The sequence below is a fragment of the Acetobacter sp. genome (genome assembly GCF_052102375.1).
Lineage (GTDB): Bacteria > Pseudomonadota > Alphaproteobacteria > Acetobacterales > Acetobacteraceae > Acetobacter.
The window spans coordinates 40,589-61,296 of the sequence record NZ_JBQDXI010000013.1; the positions used below are offsets into that span (position 1 = coordinate 40,589).

Genomic DNA, 20,708 nt, shown 5'->3' on the forward strand with positions numbered 1-20,708 from the left:
GGCCTACTGGCACCTGTATTACAGGGAGAAGCCGGTTGGAGAGTGTTGGTTTTATCAAAAGGGTTATTCGTGCAGCAGTCTGATCATGTGCCTGAGGTTGCCGGCTCTTCTTCCCATTCGGCTCACGGTAATGAACGTGTCCACCCTGCCATGATCCGGTTGCGGGCTGCTATGGCAGCCGCAAAATATCATGGTCTTGAGCTTGATATTCAGGATTTTGCCGCTGAACCCGGCGAGGAAAGCCCGTCTCCCGCCACTTTGGTGCGCTGGTTGAGAGATCAGGGTGCAGCGGCCAAGGCCATGCGTATTAAGTGGCGCTATCTGGTACGTATGACCAACTCCCCGCCCATCGTGCTGATGTTCCGTGATGGGTCTGCGGCTCTAATGGTCGGGGCTTCGCCTGAAAAAGGTATCGTGTGGCTCAGGGACCCCATGAAGGGGGAAGGGGCTGTTCCCGTTGCTGTTGATGAACTCCGTCTGGGGCGCATCTGGACGGGGGACGTCCTTCTTGTCAAAGGTAGGGTAGGTCAATCTGAAGCAGAGGCCCCCATTACTTTTGGCTGGTTTGCCAAGATGGTGCTGCGCGAGAAAAAATCTCTGCGTGATATTGCCATCGCCTCCATGACAATCAGTATTCTCCAGATATTCCCCCCGCTTATTGTGATGCAGGTGATTGATAAAGTGGTAAATTACCACTCAATGGCAACACTTGTTTCTATCGCCGGGATAGTCGTTGTCTTTTCTTTTTACGAAGTGTTGCTGACCTATGCACGGCGTGAAATTTCGTTGATTTTGTCAACGCGAGTAGATGCGCGGCTTTCTCTGCATTTGTTCAGCCGTCTTGTTGCATTGCCCCTTGAATATTTCGAACGTCAACAGACCGGTAATATGCTGGGTCGTGTGATGGCTATTTACAAAGTCCGTGATTTTTTGACCGGGAAGTTGATGTCAACATTCCTGGATCTGTTCACGCTGGTCGTTATTCTGCCATTTCTTTTTTATCTGAGCTCTACTTTGGCATGGATGACCGTTGCTGCTGCGGGTGTGATCGGGTTGATAGTCGTCATATTCACGGCACCGCTCACGCGAATCATGAACAAGCAAATTTCAGCAGAGCGTGACCGTAATGCAATATTGTATGAAACTGTAGCAGGTATTCGTACACTGAAGACACTTGCTTTGGAAAATAGCCGCAAGCAGGTCTGGGATGAAATGACCGCGCTGGTTGTGCGCTGGAAGTTGGCCTCTGGCCGTATGCAGAACTGGCCACAGACGCTCATTATGCCGTTGGATATGTTTATTTCCCGCGGTATTATTATCATCGGTGCGTATTTAGCTCTTGTAAGCCCCTCCACTGTGGGGGCCGGTGGCTTGGTGGCGTTCATGATGCTGGGCGGCCGCATAGCGAGCCCACTTGTGGGGCTGGCGAAGTTGATGGACGATTATACGGAAGTCATGACGTCTCTGAGTGAGGCAGCTTCCGTATTGAACCAACCGACAGAAACCAAAGCGCTTACAACCGGTATGCGTCCGCCTATCAAAGGTGCGCTGTCTTTCGAAGACGTTAACTTTTCCTATCCCGGGGCCACAACCCTTGCATTGAAAGACGTGAATTTCGAGATCCCGGCAGGAACCATGCTTGGTCTGGTTGGCCGAAGCGGCTCCGGTAAATCCACTATTACACGCCTTTTGCAAGGGGTTAGCCGGTCCTATACGGGTTATCTGAAGCTTGATGGTATTGATCTGCGAGAGATCAATTTGACTCACCTGCGCCGCTCTTTCGGGGTTGTGCTTCAGGACAACTTTCTGTTCCGCGGGACAATTCGTGAGAACATTACTGCAGGTCGCCCGGGTTTCACGATTGATGATGTCATTCGTGCGGCGCGTATGGCCGGCGCTGAAGAATTTATTGAGCGTATGCCAGCAGGGTATGAAACCTTTATTGAAGAAGGCTCTACCAATATTTCCGGGGGGCAGCGTCAGCGGCTTGCTATTGCACGTGCTGTCATTACGGACCCCAAGCTGATGATTCTGGATGAGGCAACCTCAGCACTCGACCCGGAAAGCGAAGCTTTGGTGAACGCCAACCTTGAGCGCATTGGTGAAGGTAGAACGATGGTCATTGTGTCGCATCGCCTCTCTTCTCTGGTGAACTGCGACCAGATATGCGTCATGGATCGCGGTGCGGTTGTGGATATTGCGCCGCATGATGTCCTGCTTGAGCGTTGTGATATTTATCGTACGTTGTGGATGCAGCAAAACCGCCACACTGAAGGCCGATCATCCGGAAAGCCTGATGATATGTCGTCTCTGATCGCGGAAGGAGAATAAGCCATGAGCGAGAATGATGTAATTCCCGCTGGGCATGAATCCAACTCTGACGGCGTGGAAAGAAACAGCGTAGATTTGCTGCGTCAGGCGGATGACCCGTATGCACAGGGTGATATGCCTATTGCCCTTTTGGAGTTTCACTCTCCTACAGCGGCACTGGTCAATTTGCCTCCCACGGCCTCCGCTCAGTATATTATATGGCTGATTGGTGCTCTGGTTGTGTTCTCTGTCACAGCTATGGCGATTTTCCCCCTTGATCGTGTGGTCTCTACGCAGGGGCAGATGATCTCTGTTGAGAATTCGCTTGTTATACAGCCGTTGGATACCTCAATCATACGGTCCATAGATGTCAGAGAAGGGGATTTTGTAAAAAAAGGTGATATTCTTGCTCACCTCGATCCGACGACTAGTGGCGCCGATATCGATAATATGCGGACGCAAAATGACCAGTATCAAGCAGAAGTGGAACGCCTGAAAGCGGAAGCTGAAGACAAACCATATCAGGTTGATGTGCAACAACCTGCCTCCGTAAGGCAGGGCGAGGCTTTCCTGCGTCGTAAAGCGGAATATAACGCAAAGATAGCCAATTACGACAAGCAGATCGCAAGCTTGCAGCATGATTTGCAAGGTTACGAAGCAAGTGCAGCAATGTATGCCGCCCAAACCAAAGTTGCTGCGGACGTGCATCAGATGCGAATGCAACTTCAGAAAGATCAGGTTGGTAGTAAACTGTCTACATTGGGTGCGCAAAGCACTTTGATGGAGACAGAAAGATCACAAATTTCCGCTCAGCAACAGGCCGCGTCAACGCGTAATAAACTCGCAGCGCAGGTGGCTGAAAAAGAAGGTTATATCCAGAGCTGGAAAGCGGAAATTTACCAAAACCTGATCAAGGCTGAACACAGTGCGGCTGAGTATAGCAGTATGTACCGTAAAGCAGTGCTGCATAACAACTTGGTTGCTCTGAAAGCAGATGAAGATGCTGTGGTCCTGAGCATCGGGAAAGTGTCTGTAGGGTCCGTTGTCAATACAGCGCAGCGTATTATGACGCTTGTGCCTGTTGGGAAAGGTCTGGAGGTAGAAGCGGTTCTTTCCGGTCAGGATGTCGGCTTTGTTAAGCTTGGTGATAAAGCTCTCGTAAAATTCGCAACATTCCCGTTCCAGCAGTATGGGGGTGCTGACGCAGTCGTAAGAACCATCAGTGCGGACTCTTTTGTTTCAAGCGAGGATGGTCAGCAAAATGGTGTTACGCCGGATGCAACAGGTAAATCATACTATCGTGTTCGTCTGAAGATTGAGCGTTACACGTTGCATGGCGTGCCGAGTTTCTTCCATCCGCAGCCCGGTATGCCCGTTTCAGCGGATATTAAGGTTGGTAAGCGTACTGTCATGCAGTACCTGCTGAATAATTTCATGCCCCTCATGACTAACGGTATGCGCGAACCGTAAGAGAGTTCGCGCTCCCCTAGAGAGAGGTTATGACATAAGAAAGGTGGTTTATGGTTCTGGGTCTGTTCAAGCGTATTTTGGGGCGTAATGGATCTTCACTTGAAGACAGGCTACTCCGCGCCAAAACTTTGTTCGAAGACCCGGATGATGCCGCCAAGGGCTTTTCGGAGCTTTCTGTCCTTGCTCGGGAAGGAAATGCTGAGGCGCAGTTTCTTGTCGGGCAGGCATATCTTAATGCGACCGGTGCGCCTCCCAATCTTATAGAGGGCGTACGCTGGACACGGCGGGCAGCAAAAAAAGGGTGGGGACAGGCTGGCTTCATCCTTGCCACGCTCTATTTGTATGGTCTTCCAGCAGAAGCGGAGGCAGACCAAAGCAGTGTTTCCGTTTTTGATGAGGTGGAAGCTCCTGAGGTCAAGCCCAAGCCGGATTATCACAAAGCTGCATTTTGGGCGAAGCTGGCTGCTGAGGCTGGAAATCCGGATGCGCAAGCCATGTATGGCTATATTCTCTGCAATGGGCCGGAGGATATTCGCAATCCTGATGAGGGAGTGCTTTGGTATAAGAAAGCAGCGCAGGCTGGATGCATCCAAGGTAATCTGGGTCTCGGTATTGCAGCACTCAATGCCGCTCAGTCAGATGAGGATTACGCACAAGCTGCTATAGAGCTTGATAAAGCCGCCCAAAAAGGTCTTGGGACTGCACTCTACCTCATGGGTGTTCTGGTCGAACGCGGCTTGGGGCGAGAAGCCAGCATAACTGAGGCCATGCAGTACTATGCACAGGCTGCGGAACACCATGTTTCCAGTGCTCAGGCCAAGTATGGCGTGGGGCTGATGCTTGGTCAGGGTGTTGAGCGTGATACAGTCAGGGGTGAAACTTGGCTGCGGCGTGCTGCCTTAGCAGGGGATGCTGAAGCAGCGGCAACACTTGGAGATATGTATGGGCGGGGCGGTGATCTACCGCCCAATTATGCAGAAGCCGTTGCATGGTACCGGTATGCTTCGGATCACGGTCATGCAGCTGCCAGTTATACCTTAGGTAATTTGTATCGCGAGGGCGTTGCTGTTCCGCAAGATGTGCAGGAAGCAAAGCGTTGGTTCAAAGTTGCCGTTGAACAGGGCAATGGGGAAGCCGCAGCAAATCTTGGCAATATGGTGTTGCAGGGGAAAATTTCTCCTGAAGCCGGACAAGAAATCCTGAATGCTTATCAGGCTAAAGCAGAACAGGGCGACTATTTATCTGCGTTCAATTTTGGTGTTTGTCTGGCTCAAGGTGTTGGGACGCAGCCGAATGAAGCAGAGGCACTTAAGTGGCTGCATAAAGCTGCAGAGCGTGTCGTAAATGCTCAGTATTGGTATGGCACAATGTTGCTGAATGGGCGTGGTGCAGAAAAAGACCCGGTGGAAGGGCGCGCCTGGATAAAAAAAGCTGCGGACGCTGGTATGGTTGAAGCACAGATAGCCTATGCTGATTTATTGATAAAAGGAGAGGGGGGAGATAAAAATCACCCAGAAGCCCTCACTCTTTATGAAAATGCTGCAAAAGCGGGTCAGGTTTGGGCCATGTTCTCTGTTGGGGCAATGTATGGCGGTGGTCATGACATCCCTCAGGATCGTGTTGCGGCGCAGCGCTGGTTTTTGGAGGCAGCCCAGCGCGGGAATGCTGCCGCTCAGCTTATGATGGGTCGATATTTGTCTCTCGGCTTGGCTGGTGACAAAAATATTCTGGACGCAAAGAAATGGTATGCCAAAGCAAAAGCACAGGATGTAGCGCAAGCAGCTAGTGAACTTGCCAATTTGGAAGAACAAGAAAAAACCAGTGTGTCAGAGCCGGGCTGACTCACATATAGCTGTTTGATGTGCAGAAAGTTGTAGCAATGACAGCATTTCACACAGGTTTTGTATGGCAGGATGCATCTCTTACCAAGCAGCAGCGTGCAGCTATAGCGAGTGAGTCTGCTCAAAAATCCTTTCGGTGTGGTGTTGAGGCATGGGCTGCGGGAAAGCCGGAAAAAGCTTGGGATTGGTTAGAGCGTGCCAACAGGCAAGCCCCGAATAACCCTCACGTCATGTTCGCTCTGGTTCTGGCGCGGCATGCTGCGGGAGACCGCAACGGTGTTTTGGCGCTTCTGAATGCGCTTGTGGAGCGGTTTGATTTTCAGGAAGGCTGGTTTTTACTCGCTACATTTCAGGATGCTTACGGGTATGTCACGGATGCCCTTAAGTCTTTATCTTATGTTTTATGCAATTTTGCCTATAGCCCTGAAGTAGGTGAGCTTGCGGATAAACTCTGCCAAAAAGCATTCTTGCCTGGCTGGTATGGATTGGCAGGGAATGGAGAGCTTGTCTCCAGTGTAGCTTTGCAGTCTATGCGGCCAACCCTGTTTTTCGATCATGTACAAATGCCAGTAGAAAAGAGGCATGGTGTTTGGTCCTGTCCAGATGAATGGCATACGGCACAGCAGGTCGAGGTCACTGTACAAGGCTGTCAGGACATCCTGGGTGGCGTATTTGATGTTCAGAAAATAACACGCTGTGAAGGGCTGGTGCGTGCAGACGCAAGCGGCATAACGGGGTGGGCCTGGTTGCCATATAATGTCGAAGAAGCCCCCATTCTACGTGTGTTATGTGGAGACAGAAAAAAAGAACTTTTCCGCTTTGTCGCGCAGGAAATAAACCAGACGGTTATTACAGAAAGGCCTGTAGCTCGGTATAGGCAGGTTGCTATTCCATGGAACGTTTTGCCGGAAGGCCCTGTGCACATTCTTGGCCCAGATGGGAAAGACCTTGCGGGCAGCCCGCTTGATGCACGTAAAATAGCTACGGGGGCTCACCTTATTGCAACGTATATTTCACAGAAAGACGGTGAAGACCATATACGGGATAAATCACAAACACTTCCTTTCTTCCCTTTGCCTTACTGCAAAGAAAGAATAGTTGGTCCAGATTATAAAGATAAAAAATCGCCGCTAGCGATTATCATACCCGTTTTCAAAGACTATGCTCTAACAATGGGGTGTCTGGGGGCAGTTGAAAAAACTACACGCCGGACAAAAATTAAGATCATAGTTATTAATGATGCATCCCCAGATAGGAAGCTTGTTGATTCTATAAAGAAATTTTGTAGAAAATATAAATTTCTTTATAGAGAGCATGCGGTAAACCGTGGTTTCCCTTCTGCTGTCAATACAGGGGTGAATGTGGCAGTTGGGCATGATGTTATTTTACTAAACAGTGATACGCTCGTGCCAGATGGATGGGTCGCTGAGTTACGATCTATAGCATATTCTCAAAAAAACATTGGAACAGTAACGCCATTTTCAAATGATGCCAGTATCCTGTCATATCCGGCTATCGATCGGGAAAATCCTATGCCTGAGGGAGCGTTTATTGAAGAGCTGATGCAGGTGGCTCAGTTGGCCAATAAAGGGCAGGCTTACGACATCCCCACAGGTAATGGATTTTGCCTGTATATCCGGCATGATTGTTTGCAAAAGACTGGCTTGTTTCGCGACGATGTTTTTGCGCAGGGCTATGGAGAAGAAAACGATTTTTGTATGAGGGCCTACGCTCTGGGGTGGCAGCATAAGGTTGCTGCTGGGGCTTTTGTGGCGCATTTTGGTTCCTCATCTTTTGGGAGAAGCCGTACAGACCTGATAAACCGAAACTCTGAGATTCTGGAAACGCTCCATCCAGGGTATCATGATATGGTTGCAGACTGGATAAAACAGGATCCGTTATTTGAAGCCAGAAGGCGGATGGACCTCGTTAGATTTCGTCAAGAAACTAGTCTTAAAAATGATAAAAACACATCTGTTTTGCTTATCACGCACCATTATGGGGGTGGTGTGGAGCGTGTCATTCAGTCTCACGCAAAAGAATATGTAAAAAAGCCTCTAAGGTGCTTAATATTACGTCCAACCGATAGCGGTTGTGTTTTGGAGGAGAGTAGTAACCCAGACTCATTTCCGTCTTTACGTTTTCGGTTGCCAGACGACTGGGCAATGCTCAAGCGTGTGCTGAAAGCGGAAGGGGTCCGTAAAATTGAAGTGCATCATCTGGTTGGTTACTCACCACTTCTCTATACGTTGCCTCAGGAGCTTGAGTGCTCTTATGATGTGTACATCCACGATTATATGTGGTTTTGCCAAAGAATTTCGCTTCTGGGCCCAGATGGAGAATATTGCGGAGAGCCCAATAGTGACGGTTGCACAAAATGCCTCTCGATTGCTGGTTCACGGAGCGATGAAGTTATAACTGTTCCTGATTTCTTGTTGCGTTCAGGTGACTTTTTGCAAAAGGCACGGCTAGTATATGCGCCGTCGCATGATGTTGCAGGCCGTATGGCGCGGCACTTCCCATCGCTCGTATGTCGCGTAAGGCCACTTGAGCAAGATGAGGATGGTGAGTTTTCCCGCGGTCAGCGCGGGGCATCAAGCAAGTTTGTGGTCGGGCGCGGTGCTCTTTCTGGTTTTGGCTCAACATATGACAAACGTATTCGGCTTTGCGTTGTCGGCGGGATTGGGATGGAGAAGGGGTACGGTGTTCTTCATCAGGCGGCATTGGATGCCGCAATGCGAGATCTTCCACTGGAATTTGTGATTGTGGGACATACGCCGGATGACCAGCCGCTTCTTGATACGGGCCGGGTTTTTATAACCGGAGAATATCGGGAAGATGATGCCGTACAGCTTATTGCTTCTACGGCATCGGATGCCGCATTTCTACCTTCCATCTGGCCGGAGACATGGTGCTTTACTATGGGGTTGGCGTGGCGTGCTGGACTGCCTGTATTAGCTTTTGATCATGGGACCCCGGCAGAGCGTATCAGGGCAACGGGGAGGGGGGCCTTGTTAGCCCTAAATTTACGCGGAGCCGCTCTAAATGAGGTGTTGATAAAAAGCGTGCTTAGCGGCAAGACAGCTATGACGCAGTGAAGAAATACTTTTTCGAAATTTTTAATGGTTTCGATTTTGACTTTCTCCGAAGTTTTCTGATGAAAGAGGATGTATGTCACAGACCAGCCAGACGCCTGCGCAGCAGCGTATTTCAGATCTAAAAGTATCAGGACATCTGATGACGCTTCAGACTGGCCTGTTCTGTGTATTTTATACGCCCGGTCAGCAGCCCCCAACGCCAGCAGGCCTCCCTGGTGTACGTATTACCCGCTCCCCCACCCAAATGGCTGGACAGGTCGATATCGTAACATTTGAAAACGATGGGTGGCTTGGCGCGGCTAGCGGCGCTGCTCTGGTGCGGGTGCATTCAGGCACAGCACAGGTTATGGTCACGATTTATCAGGAAGAAAACTCACCCCACGAAGCGCCTCGTTTGCAGGTTGTACAACTGAGTGCACAGGCGCATGCTCCCGCTCCGGCAGGTGGTGCTGATGTAAAAGCGCCAACACCCATTCCCGCAGGTGTGCAGGCACAAGCACAGGCCCAGCACAATAACGTACCAGACCAGAAGCCAGAAATTGGCGCGCATATTCAGCGCCGTGGTGATGTTGCCGTGCGTTTGGGTGAATGGATGGGGCAGCCTGGCAGCAACGCCTGGATCGAAGGGTTTGGTGTGTCTCCGGCAGAAATTATTTCCCCGGCTGATATTGAGTATCAGGCTGTTCTAGGCAAAGGCTGGTTGTCACCTTGGGTTGAGGGCGGACAATATTGCGGTAGCCGGGGGATGGCGCTGCCCATTCTTGGGCTTTGTGTGCGCCTGAAAGGTCAGGCTGCCAAAAAATTTGTGTGCCGTCTGACCGCAACTTTTACGGACGGGACAAAAATTGGGCCGCTGGATACAGATGCGCCGATTGAAGCAGACTCTCTGGCCCCGCTAGAGGCTTTCCTGTTGGAAATTGTGCCGCGTGGTGCATCAGGTAGCAAAAAAGGGAAAGCCTCGGCTGTTGCTGCCAACCCAGCAGAAGCCGCGGCCGATCTTGCTGCTCTGCTTGCGGAAGACGTTGCTAAATTTGCAGAGAATGAAGATGACTTTGATCTCTTCATTGAAGAAGAAATCGAAGTATCAGAGGTAGAAGCACCGCGGAAAAGACGTGGTGGCCGGGCATCTGCAAAAGCGGAAACACAGCAGGTAGACGAGGCACCTTCTTCACCGCGCGCAAAGCGGGGGCGCAAGCCAGCTACTGCTGCACCAGTTTCTCCGGCACCCAGCCGGAAAGTAGCCGCTGCGCCTTCCAGTCGTGCCAAAAAAGCAGCGGTACCCAAGCGTGGTGTCGGACGGGGACGGAAACCGGGTTCCCGACGGTAAAACAAAAAAGCCCGGCCAACAGCGCCGGGCTTTTTTTATGATCTTATGACCAAACGAGCACTCTCTTGAAATACCTCTTTATTCATCAGAACTTCCCAGGCCAGTATCTTCATCTAGTAAGACATCTTGTGCAGCAGGGTGGGCATGAGATCGTATTTATTAGCGAAGATAACTCTAATGTCATTCAGGGGGTCAGGCGGGTACGCTACCGTTTGCCACGGCCCGTGGCAGAGGGGGCTCACCCCGGTGTGCGGGAACTTGATTCTGGCCTGATGCGGGCTGATGAAGTTGCCAAGGCCGCCGCAACTCTCAAAACTCTTGGCTTTGTGCCGGATATTATTCTTGGTCATCATGGGTGGGGTGAACTGCTGAATATTCAGGATGTTTACCCTGATGTGCCAGTGCTCGGATATTTTGAGTTCTATTACCACACGGAACCGGGATACGATGTGAATTTCGATCCGGAATTCCCTATGGACCCGGCCCTAGTGCCGCTTGTGCGGGCAAAAAACAGCATTAACCTCCTTGCGCTGACAAATCCGGGTTATGGTCAGACACCCACTTTGTTCCAGAAAGGGGCTTACCCCGCTTGGGCTCAGGACAAGATTACGGTTGTCAGAGAAGGGGTGGACCTGACACTTTGCTGTCCTGACTCTCAAAGCCATAAAAAAGATTTCGTGTTGGGTGATGTCCGCATCAAGCCCAACCAGAAGTTGGTAACCTATGTGTCCCGTGACCTTGAACCGTATCGCGGTTTTCATGTGTTCATGCGTGCGTTGCCCCGTGTGCTTAAGGAGCAACCAGATGCCCATGTCCTTATCGTAGGGAGTGATGGGGTCAGCTATGGTGCCAAGCTGGCTAGAGGGTGCTGGCGTCAGATTTTGTTGCAGGAACTGGGCGATACCATTGATCTGTCGCGTGTCCATTTTGTTGGTAAAGTCGCGTATGAAGACTTTTTAGCGCTTCTTCAGCGGTCAGATGCCCATGTTTACCTGACTTATCCGTTTGTGGTTTCTTGGTCATTGCGGGAAGCCATGGCAACAGGCTGTGCCATCGTGGGCAGTGACACAGCTCCGGTGCAGGAGCTGCTGACGCACGAGGAGACAGCCCTTCTGGTGCCCTTCCATCAGCCAGAGCGTATCGCTGAGGGGATTCTGCGCTTACTGACAGATAAAGCTCTGGCCAAAGGTCTTCGTAAAGCCGTGCGGGCAGAGGCTGAGCGGTCTTTGTGTATGGAGGCCTATTTAGCCGAGTACGAAGCACTGATCGCTAAGATTATGAACACCCAGAAGCCTCAGAAAGCGAGAGAGCACAACACGGTGCAGGCTGGGGATGCTCCCTCCGCTTCGGCAAAAGCCAACAAACCAAGAAGGAGTGCTATCGTCTCCTCCAGTGTACGGAAAAAGATAAAAGCAGACGCTAAACCTGCGGCTACAGGTGTGAAGAAAACCACGGTTGGGGCGCGCAAAGCAGAGGCGAAGCCTAAAAGGACACGTCCGACTTAGAGGGTGTTTGAAAAGTCGCCCAGACCTTAGTTCTGAACTTTTGAAACAGCCTTTTAGTCGTTAAGCGTACAAAATTGGCACAACAAACAGCCTGCAAGATGGGGCATTTACCCTTCTGGCAGGCTGTTTGTTTATAGATGCGGCGGGAAAGATGCGTTGACGTTGTCTGCCAGCGTAATAACCAGTTTGCGCATAAGAGCGGCCATTTCGGCGTCAGATGTCAGTGGGCCTGTTTCGGTCAGGTGCGCGCGGTTTCGGATAAGGGGCTGGTTAGGGTCTTGGGGCATAATAGCCCAGTTGGCATCCAGTACGGCATGACCATCGGTATCAACATCAAACCGTGAAATATTGATCTGTACCCGCAGGGTTGCGGTGTCCGCCAAAGGTTGGTCTGTAATCAATGCCGTGGGGTGGGAGAGGGAGATTTCGTTGGTGATCAGATCTGTAATGCCAAGCGAAAGCCGGGTTGCCCAGCGTGACTTTGGGCTACGGACAATTTCTTCCCCATTGCGGATAACAATGTCCTGTGTGTCCAGATAGTCGGGCAGCACAACGCGGCTGATTAGCACCGTTGTTGCATGGGCAGAAAGGCGGGGCGGTTGCTGCTGTGTATTCTGGTCTGATGGCATGCCCAACGTATAAAGGCGCAGTGGCGGCGCAGCGCAGCCGGAAAGCAGGGCGCACCCGCAGAGCAAGGGCAGCGCCAGGTGGCGAAGGTAAGGCATCATGGGCGGCGTCCCATTAACAGAAGTTGCGGATTATGCTCCACGTCTCCGGCGAACCCGCGGAGCGAGGCAGCAGAGGCCGCAATGTCACGCAAGGCGGCGTCCAGATTGGCACGGTCAACCGACCGTGGAGACAGGATGGTCTGCAACGTATCCAGCGTTTTGGTAGCAGAGACCAGAGTGGCATGCAGGTCAGCACCCCGGCCAGCCATCTGGGACGTGCTGGTTTGCAGCAGGCCATCCATCTTACCAAGGGTAACGTCCAGCTTTTTCTGAAGATCGCGGATTGCATCCGTTGCAGCAGAAAGCGTGCCGTCAGAATGGTCTGCCGTGGCTTTGATGCTGGCAATAAGTGGCGGAAGTTGCTCGTTCAGGGTGGCAGTTAACTCCTGCACGGAAAGCAGGGTCTTGTCCGCATGAGCGGCCATTTCCTTGACCGGAATTTGCCCAAGCGTGTCCTTCAGCTTTTCAACAGGGGAAAGCCGGGCCGGGATTTCCGTTTCTCTGGTAATGCGCGGGTGGAAAATGGCGGGCGTGGATTTATCAAAATTCAGGTCGATGTTGGACTGACCAGTGACAAAACTGAGCACATTCAGTTCAGCGCGCAGGCCATTATCTATTAGATCCTGAATATGCACTGACCCACCACCAAACGAGTCGTGCACCACATGAATTTGTTCCGGCTCCAGTGTCAGGAGAACAGGAATATAGGCTTTATGGTCTTTGGGGTCGAAGCGCAGGGTAATGCTTTTGACAGACCCCACCTTAACCCCGCGAAACGTAACAGGAGCCCCTACACTCAGGCCGGTAATGGAGTTCTGAAACACCACGACAGCTTCACGGGATGAGGAAAAGAGACGCATATGGCCAAACAGGATGAGGATGGCCATGGCCAACACACCACCGCCAACCACAAACGCGCCAATAATGGTTTTTCGGTTCGTGCCTTCAGCCATGCGTTTCGCCCTTTGTTGCAGAAGCGTCCTGCACGGTCGCCTCACGGTTCATGAAAGCCATTACTTCAGGAATGGTGCTGTGGTCGCGCAGGTCACGCGGGGCACCGTGCGCAATGGGGGTGTGGGTTTTGGCATCTAGAAAAATACCATCATCAGCAATTTTAAACAGGCTTGGCAGCTCATGACTGACGATAACAATTGTCGCGCCCAGCCCGTCCCGCAAGGTCAGGATAAGATCATCCAGCCGGGCCGATGTAATGGGGTCTAACCCTGCGGAGGGTTCATCAAAAAACAGAATGTCCGGGTCTAGCGCAATGGCCCGCGCAAGGCCTGCGCGTTTCCGCATCCCGCCTGAAATTTCGGAGGGCATCAGGTCTACAGCGTGTTCCATTCCTACAAAGCCGAGCTTGAGCTCAACAAGGCGACGGATCACGTCCGGGCGTAAAGAGGTGAACATTTCCATGGGCAGGGCAACGTTTTCCCCTACGGTCATGGAACTCCACAGCGCGGCACTCTGGAACAGGACACCAAACCTGTGGTTCAGTTCCGTCCTGCGGCGTTGGTTTTGTGCCCAATAGTCTTCGCCTTCCACCAGAATTTGGCCGGAAGCGGGGCGCAAAAGCCCGATCATGCTTTTCAGGAGTGTGCTTTTGCCACAGCCAGACCCGCCCATGACGGCAAAAATGGAGCCGCGCTTAAGATCAAAGGAGACGTTCTGCTGAATAACCTTTGGCCCAAAGGCAATGGTCAGGTCATGTACGCTGATTATGGGAGCTGAAGTCTCTGTCATGGTCAGATATCCAGCACGTTAGCGATGATGGCAAACAGTGCGTCCATGGCAATAACCCCAACAATACCAATCACGACAGCACGGGTTGCTGCAATCCCGACATCTGCGGCACTTCGGCCTGCCTTTAACCCCACGCGGCAGGCTGCCAGTGCAATGAACCCTGCAAAAAAGAAAGACTTGATGAAGCCAAAAACAAATTCATGCAGGGCTATGCCGTTTACCGTTGTGGTCAGGTACCCAATGGCGGTCCCGCTCATCATGGTCATTGCCACGACAAACCCGCCAAAAATGGCGATAATGGTGCCGTAAATATATAGCAGCGGCATCATGAGGGAGAGGGACAGAATAGACGGCAGCAGGATATAGGTGGAAACTGGAATGCCCGATACTTCCAGTGCATCAATTTCTTCATTGCCCAACATTGTGGAAATGCGGGCAGCGTAAGCTCCACCTGTACGACCAGCCATAACAATAGCGGTCATGATGGCCGAAATTTCTCTGGCGCAGGCAATGCCCACCAGATTGGCAACGTAAATATCCGCAGCAAAACGGCGGAGCTCAATCAGCCCGACAAAAGCGAGAATTGCTCCAACTAGAAAATTGACAATGCCCACAATCAGCAGGGCAGAAGGGCCAGCGTTCCAGAGGTCTGTGGCTAGATCCTTCAGGCGCATACCGCTTTTACCGGTTAGCGCTTTGAGAGCGCCTTTCGCGGTCTCAGCTGCCATGATGGCCACAGTACCCGTCTCATCCAGATACCGGAGGGTCTTGTCTCCTACCCGTTCCAGAAAAGGAGCAGCCGCTTTTTGTGCGGAGGGCGGTTTGGCAGGCTCTGGGGGGAGGAGCGCCAGAAGCCGCTGCGCCGGGCCGGGTAGGGTACTGGGGTCAAACCGAACCTCAGCATGATTGGCGGCCTGCTTTACGTCCCACAGGAAGGAGATAAAGGCTGTGTCCCAGTTTCCCAGTTGATGCGTATCTAATTGCAGAACCTGGCCTGGTGTTGCGGAGTGCAGACCATCATGCGGAAAAGGGGCCATTCCCCCATGCTCAACATCCCAGTTCCCACTCACGCGTAGCGCTAGTGCTGTCCCTGACGCGTCCAGAGACCACGCAGCCTGCTGCGGTGTGTGTTGGCCCGTAACGGGAGAAGGTGCGTGTATGTCTGTCATGATGCCTTTTGACACATAAGGCACCCGGAACTGGCTGACCAGTCCTGCCAGCTATGGGCTGACCGCAGCACAAAATATCGGGAGTTTTGGGCAATGCGTGGTGTGCCTGATGTCCCCGGGACTCTGCGGAGGTGTGGTACTTTGGCGGAGGGCGGCATTGCAGCCACTGCGGGCGTCAGGTAGATGCAGGCCAGTTTTACCGGGCCGGAAGAGCCTGCTGACAACGGGAGGTTCCCCCTTATGCGACGCAAACGCGGTCAACCTATTGATGGCTGGCTTGTCATAGACAAACCGTCAGGCATGACCTCCACACAGGTTGTGGGGCGCGCCAAACGCCTGTTCGATGCCCAGAAAGTTGGGCACGGTGGTACGCTGGACCCTCTGGCAACCGGCCTTTTGCCGCTGGCATTCGGGAAGGCAACCAAAACCGTTCCGTATATTATGGACGGCACAAAAGTGTACCAGTTCACCCTTAAGATGGGGGAAGCGCGGGACAGCGATGATGCTGATGGCGCCGTAACAGGATATTCGGACGTGCGCCCCACGGATGACCAGTTGCGTGCGGCGTTGCCCGCATTGACGGGCAACATCATGCAGGTGCCGCCGGTCTTCTCAGCCCTCAAGGTGGCGGGAGAGCGCTCCTATGATATGGCCCGCGAAGGGCGGCCCCCGGAGCTGCCACCACGCCCTGCCAGAGTAGACCGGTTTGAGCTGGTCAAACGCATAGATGACGATACGGCTGTGTTTGAGGTCGAATCCGGCAAGGGAGTGTATATGCGCGCTCTTGCCCGTGATGTTGCTCTGGCCTGCGGCACTGTGGGCCACATTACTGTGTTGCGGCGCCTGCGCGTGGGCCCTTTTACTGAGGCCGATGCAATAACACTGGACAAATTGACGCCAAACGACGACAACCCCCATGCCTCACCGGAGCTGCTGCGTCCGGTCGCGACCGCGCTGGCCGACATCCCGGCGCTGGCCCTGACCGAAGATGAAGCAGCGTCCTTGCTGCACGGGCGGGCGCTGAGCCTTGTCGATCTGATGGGACGTATTCCTCAGGTTGATGAAGACAGCCCCATCCGGGCCATGGAAGGGGGGCGCGTATTAGGTTTATGCCGCCTGGAAGACGGGCTGCTGCGCCCGATACGGATTCTCTAAACCGACTTGTTTTATGGAGACAGTGATGTCGATTACAGCAGAACGCCGCACGGCAGTTATCAGCGAATACCAGACCACCCCGACGGACACCGGTTCCCCGGAAGTGCAGGTTGCTATCCTGACCGAGCGTATCAACAACCTCACCGAGCATCTGAAAACCCACGCGAAGGACTTCCACTCCCGTCGTGGCCTGCTGATCCTCGTTGGTCGTCGCCGCCGTCTTCTGGACTACCTGCGCGGCAAAAGCGTTGCACGTTATGACGCGCTGATCGCTCGTCTGGGCCTGCGTCGCTAAAAGAGCTTGTGTGGGAATGTGGCCTAAAGCTGTATTCCCACACGCTTTTTAAAGGGAATGGGGCGTGAATAATCCACACCCCTCCTTGCACCTCCGTGTTTTACGGGGGATGATAAACCAGCCATAGGCTTAATAAGGCGCGGGGGTGTGAATCCCGGCGGGCCACGGCGTTTCCGACCACATGGTGCCTGGGGTTTAGCCGCCAGACTCCATGCCGTCCGATGCGCTGTCCGCTCCCATAGATTCCCGGCTCCGTTCTGTTCCTATGGCTGTTGTCAGTATTAAAGAGGAAAGCAGAACAGTATGAGTATTGATTTCAAATACTTCCGCAAAGAAATTGAATGGGGTGGCCGCCCTCTGGTTCTTGAAACCGGTAAAATTGCCCGTCAGGCCGATGGCGCTGTTGTCGTCACCTACGGTGAAACCGTAGTGCTGTGTACCGCTGTTGGGGCCAAAAGCGTCAAAGCCGGTCAGGACTTCTTCCCCCTGACCGTGAACTATCAGGAAAAAGCTTACGCAGCAGGCAAAATTCCTGGTGGCTTCTTCAAGCGTGAAGGCCGTCCGTCAGAGAACGAAACACTGGTTTCCCGCCTGATTGACCGCCCTATCCGTCCGCTCTTCCCTGAAGGGTTCCGGAACGAAGTGCAGGTTATTGCCACCGTGCTCACGCACGACATGGAAAATGACCCGTCCATCCCGGCTCTGATCGGTTGCTCCGCAGCGCTTACGCTGTCCGGTATCCCGTTCTTCGGCCCGGTTGCTGGTGCACGCGTTGCCTATAAAGATGGCGCTTTCATCCTTAACCCCACACTGGAACAGATGAAGGACGTTGACCTTGATCTCGTGGTGGCGGGTACGGAAGAAGGCGTTCTGATGGTTGAATCAGAAGCAGCCGAACTGTCTGAAGATGTGATGCTTGAAGCCGTGACCTTTGGTCACAGCGCTTTCCAGCCGGTGATTGATGCCATTATCTCTCTGGCTGAACACGCCGCTAAAGCACCATGGGACCTGCCGGAAGAATCCAAGGAAGCACAGAAGCTCCGCACCCGTGTGGACAAAGTTGGCCGCAAGCTGATTGCTGATGCGTACAAGGAAAAGGTCAAACAGGCCCGCTACGAAAAAATTGGCGCAGCCAAGGAAGCCATCCTTGAAAAGCTGGCAGCCGAAGAGCTGGATGTTGACGCCGCCAAACCGATGCTCAAGGACCTTGAAGCTGACGTTGTGCGTACTTCCGTTCTGAAAACCGGTCTGCGTATCGATGGTCGTGATCTGGTGACAGTGCGCCCCATCGTGTCTGAAGTTGGCATTCTGCCCCGCGCACATGGTTCTTCCCTGTTTACCCGTGGTGAAACGCAGGCGCTGGTTGTTACCACGCTGGGTACAGCTCAGGACGAACAGGTTATTGATGCATTGCAGGGTGAATACCGCACCAACTTCCTGCTGCACTATAACTTCCCTCCCTTCTCCGTTGGGGAATGTGGGCGGATCGGCTCTCCCGGTCGTCGTGAAATCGGGCATGGCAAGCTGGCTTGGCGCGCGCTGAACCCACTACTGCCAACCCGCAAGGAATTTCCGTACACGCTGCGCGTGGTGTCTGAAATTACGGAAAGCAATGGCTCTTCTTCCATGGCCACAGTGTGCGGTAGCTCACTGGCGCTGATGGATGCAGGTGTGCCCCTGAAACGCCCTGTGGCTGGTATTGCCATGGGTCTGATCAAGGAAGGCAAAGACTTTGCCGTTCTGTCCGATATTCTTGGTGATGAAGATCACCTCGGGGATATGGACTTCAAGGTAGCCGGTACGGAACAGGGTGTGACAGCCCTTCAGATGGACATCAAAATTACGTCCATCACGCCGGAAATCATGAAGATCGCTCTGGGTCAGGCTCGTGATGGCCGACTGCACATTCTGGGTGAAATGAGCAAGGCTCTGACCGAAGGCCGCAGCGATGTGTCCTCCACGGCGCCAAAAATCACCACAATGAAAGTGCCGCGCGAAAAAATCCGTGATGTGATCGGGTCTGGCGGTAAAGTTATTCGTGAGATCGTTGAATATTCAGGCGCGAAAGTCGATATCGGGGATGATGGCACCATCACCATCGCCGCAATGTCTGACGATCAGGCCCAGAAAGCCATTCAGCGTATCAATGGTATTGTAGCAGAGCCTGAAATTGGCCGCATTTACGACGGTAAGGTTGTTAAAACCGCTGACTTTGGCGCGTTTGTAAACTTCCTTGGTGCGCGTGATGGGCTGGTTCATATCTCTGAACTCGCACAGGGCCGCGTGGGTAAAACCACCGACGTTGTAAAGCAGGGTGACGCCGTAAAAGTGAAGGTCATCGGGTTTGATGACCGCGGCAAGGTAAAACTGTCCATGCGCATTGTGGATCAGGCAACAGGTGCAGACCTGTCTGATACCGTAGGTGAAAAACCTGCACGCGCACCGCGTCGGGATGCTGAATAAGCATCCCTCACGGATACGCAGTCTTGGCATGGCTTGTTTGGTAAAACGATAGGATAGCAATGAAGGCGATCAACGCAGTTCGTATGGGAGGCGTGGATGTCCTGCCGCTGGTTGAAGGCGGTAAAGGCGTTTCGGTTTCCACCGGTGCTTCAGCAGGAGCCTGGGCTGCGGCGGGCGGGGCTGGTACAGTCTCGATTGTCAATGCGGATAGTTACGACGAAGCCGGGCATCCTGTCCCGCAGATCTACCACGGCCGCACCCGGCGGGAGCGGCATGAGGAACTGGTCGATTACGCCATTCGTGGTGGTATTGCTCAGGTCAAAATTGCTCATGAAACCGCAGGGGGTAAAGGCCGTGTCCATGCCAATATCCTGTGGGAAATGGGCTCTGCCGAGCGTGTGATCGAAGGTGTTCTTGAAGGCACCAAAGGTCTCATCAACGGTCTGACCTGTGGCGCGGGTATGCCCTACCGTCTGGCTGAACTTGCGACCAGACATGGCGTTTACTACTATCCTATCGTCTCTTCCGCACGGGCGTTCAACGCTCTGTGGAAGCGGGCTTACCATAAGTCTGCTGAGCTTCTGGGCGGGGTTGTGTATGAAGACCCGTGGCGTGCAGGGGGGCATAATGGCCTTTCCAACACGGAAAACCCCCTGAACCCGGAAGATCCTTACCCACGCGTTGCCGCTCTGCGTAAACTGATGCGTGGTTTTGGGCTGGATACAACACCTATCATCATGGCTGGCGGTGTCTGGTGGCTGGAAGAATGGGAAAACTGGATAGACAACCCTGAACTGGGCCCAATTGTCTTTCAGTTTGGAACGCGTCCGCTGCTCACGCAGGAAAGCCCCATCCCGCAGGCATGGAAAGACCGGCTGCTCACGCTGAAAGAGGGAGACGTCTATCTTAACCGTTTCTCTCCAACAGGTTTTTACTCATCTGCGGTGAACAATAGCTTCCTGCAAGACCTGCGGGGCCGTTCAGAGCGGCAAGTCGCGTTTTCGCCGGAGCCTGTGGGCACGCATGAGGTTGCTTACGGCGTAGGTGCTCGTAAGCGCGAAGTGTTTGTCACGGCTGATGATCTGGGCCGTATTAAAACATGGGAAGCCGAGGGTTTCACCGAGGCATTGCGGACACCGGATTCAACTCTGGTTTTTGTAACGCCCGACAGTGCGCGTGAGATTGTGGCAGATCAGATTGCCTGCATGGGCTGCTTGTCTGAATGCAAGTTCTCCAATTGGAGCCAGCATACTCCCACGTTCTCCAATGGGCATCGTGCGGACCCGCGGTCCTTCTGCATTCAAAAAACGCTTCAGGCTGTTGCCCATGCCAGCGGGCCAGGGGCTGCTGAGGTTATGGACCATAACCTGATGTTTGGTGGTACCAATGCGTGGCGCTTTGCAACAGACCCGTTCTACGCCAATGGGTTTGTGCCGACAGTCAAGCAGTTGATTGAGCGGATCATGACAGGGCGCTAAGCCCAAGAGACGTCATACGCGTTAAAAAGGCAGCTCCTTGCTAAAGGAAGCTGCCTTTTTTTGTGTCTTGTTACGCTTCGGGTCGTTTGCATAAGCTGCTTGTTTCACGACAAACAGCGGTCCTTC

At 53.0% G+C, this 20,708-nt stretch carries 14 protein-coding genes; 10 read left to right on the forward strand and 4 right to left on the reverse strand.

The window, feature by feature from the left end; genetic code table 11:
• Positions 1-69: 69 nt before the first annotated feature.
• The 6 genes from ACTIDN_RS07590 to ACTIDN_RS07615 all read left to right on the forward strand — a co-directional run bounded on the left by ACTIDN_RS07590 (position 70) and on the right by ACTIDN_RS07615 (position 11,551).
• Positions 70-2,331: a peptidase domain-containing ABC transporter gene (locus ACTIDN_RS07590; protein ID WP_441376576.1), complete on the forward strand. Its 2,262-nt coding sequence runs from the start codon at positions 70-72 to the stop codon at positions 2,329-2,331.
• A gap of 3 nt (positions 2,332-2,334) precedes the next feature.
• On the forward strand, positions 2,335-3,780 hold the full coding sequence (locus ACTIDN_RS07595) for an HlyD family type I secretion periplasmic adaptor subunit (protein ID WP_441376577.1): 1,446 nt from the start codon (positions 2,335-2,337) through the stop codon (positions 3,778-3,780).
• 50 nt (positions 3,781-3,830) lie between these two features.
• A complete protein-coding gene (locus ACTIDN_RS07600) occupies positions 3,831-5,621 on the forward strand; it encodes a tetratricopeptide repeat protein (RefSeq protein WP_441376578.1) in 1,791 nt (596 codons plus the stop codon).
• A 302-nt stretch (positions 5,622-5,923) separates the two neighbouring features.
• Complete coding sequence (locus ACTIDN_RS07605; RefSeq protein ID WP_441376579.1) at positions 5,924-8,719, forward strand: glycosyltransferase; 2,796 nt, start codon at positions 5,924-5,926, stop codon at positions 8,717-8,719.
• 73 nt (positions 8,720-8,792) lie between these two features.
• Complete coding sequence (locus tag ACTIDN_RS07610) at positions 8,793-10,046, forward strand: hypothetical protein (RefSeq protein WP_441376580.1); 1,254 nt, start codon at positions 8,793-8,795, stop codon at positions 10,044-10,046.
• Positions 10,047-10,111: 65 nt separating this feature from the next.
• Positions 10,112-11,551 carry a glycosyltransferase gene (locus tag ACTIDN_RS07615; protein ID WP_441376581.1) on the forward strand — a complete coding sequence of 480 codons (1,440 nt, stop codon included), beginning with the start codon at positions 10,112-10,114 and terminating at the stop codon, positions 11,549-11,551.
• Between the two features lie 131 nt (positions 11,552-11,682).
• Here ACTIDN_RS07615 and ACTIDN_RS07620 read toward each other — a convergent pair whose 3' ends face one another.
• From ACTIDN_RS07620 to ACTIDN_RS07635, 4 genes are read right to left on the reverse strand one after another with little or no spacing between them, the layout of a single operon-like run.
• The gene (locus ACTIDN_RS07620) at positions 11,683-12,279 is read right to left on the reverse strand and encodes a PqiC family protein (protein ID WP_441376582.1); all 597 of its coding nucleotides are present in this window, start codon (positions 12,277-12,279) and stop codon (positions 11,683-11,685) included.
• Positions 12,276-13,232 (reverse strand): MlaD family protein, encoded by a 957-nt coding sequence (locus ACTIDN_RS07625; protein ID WP_415508568.1) that lies wholly within the window; start codon positions 13,230-13,232, stop codon positions 12,276-12,278. Before ACTIDN_RS07625 ends, ACTIDN_RS07620 begins: the two co-directional genes overlap by 4 nt.
• Complete coding sequence (locus ACTIDN_RS07630; RefSeq protein ID WP_441376583.1) at positions 13,225-14,022, reverse strand: ABC transporter ATP-binding protein; 798 nt, start codon at positions 14,020-14,022, stop codon at positions 13,225-13,227. Before ACTIDN_RS07630 ends, ACTIDN_RS07625 begins: the two co-directional genes overlap by 8 nt.
• A 2-nt stretch (positions 14,023-14,024) precedes the next feature.
• Positions 14,025-15,191 (reverse strand): MlaE family ABC transporter permease, encoded by a 1,167-nt coding sequence (locus tag ACTIDN_RS07635; protein WP_441376584.1) that lies wholly within the window; start codon positions 15,189-15,191, stop codon positions 14,025-14,027.
• A gap of 240 nt (positions 15,192-15,431) precedes the next feature.
• Between ACTIDN_RS07635 and truB the strand changes: the two genes are divergently transcribed.
• The 4 genes from truB to ACTIDN_RS07655 all read left to right on the forward strand — a co-directional run bounded on the left by truB (position 15,432) and on the right by ACTIDN_RS07655 (position 20,582).
• Positions 15,432-16,346, forward strand: a complete 915-nt coding sequence (gene truB, locus ACTIDN_RS07640) for a tRNA pseudouridine(55) synthase TruB (RefSeq protein WP_048837610.1) — start codon at positions 15,432-15,434, stop codon at positions 16,344-16,346.
• A 25-nt stretch (positions 16,347-16,371) separates the two neighbouring features.
• Positions 16,372-16,641 carry a 30S ribosomal protein S15 gene (rpsO, locus tag ACTIDN_RS07645; RefSeq protein WP_048837609.1) on the forward strand — a complete coding sequence of 90 codons (270 nt, stop codon included), beginning with the start codon at positions 16,372-16,374 and terminating at the stop codon, positions 16,639-16,641.
• Positions 16,642-16,944: 303 nt separating this feature from the next.
• Positions 16,945-19,104: a polyribonucleotide nucleotidyltransferase gene (pnp, locus tag ACTIDN_RS07650; protein WP_048837529.1), complete on the forward strand. Its 2,160-nt coding sequence runs from the start codon at positions 16,945-16,947 to the stop codon at positions 19,102-19,104.
• A 59-nt stretch (positions 19,105-19,163) separates the two neighbouring features.
• On the forward strand, positions 19,164-20,582 hold the full coding sequence (locus tag ACTIDN_RS07655) for an NAD(P)H-dependent flavin oxidoreductase (RefSeq protein ID WP_441376585.1): 1,419 nt from the start codon (positions 19,164-19,166) through the stop codon (positions 20,580-20,582).
• The last annotated feature ends 126 nt before the right edge of the window (positions 20,583-20,708 follow it).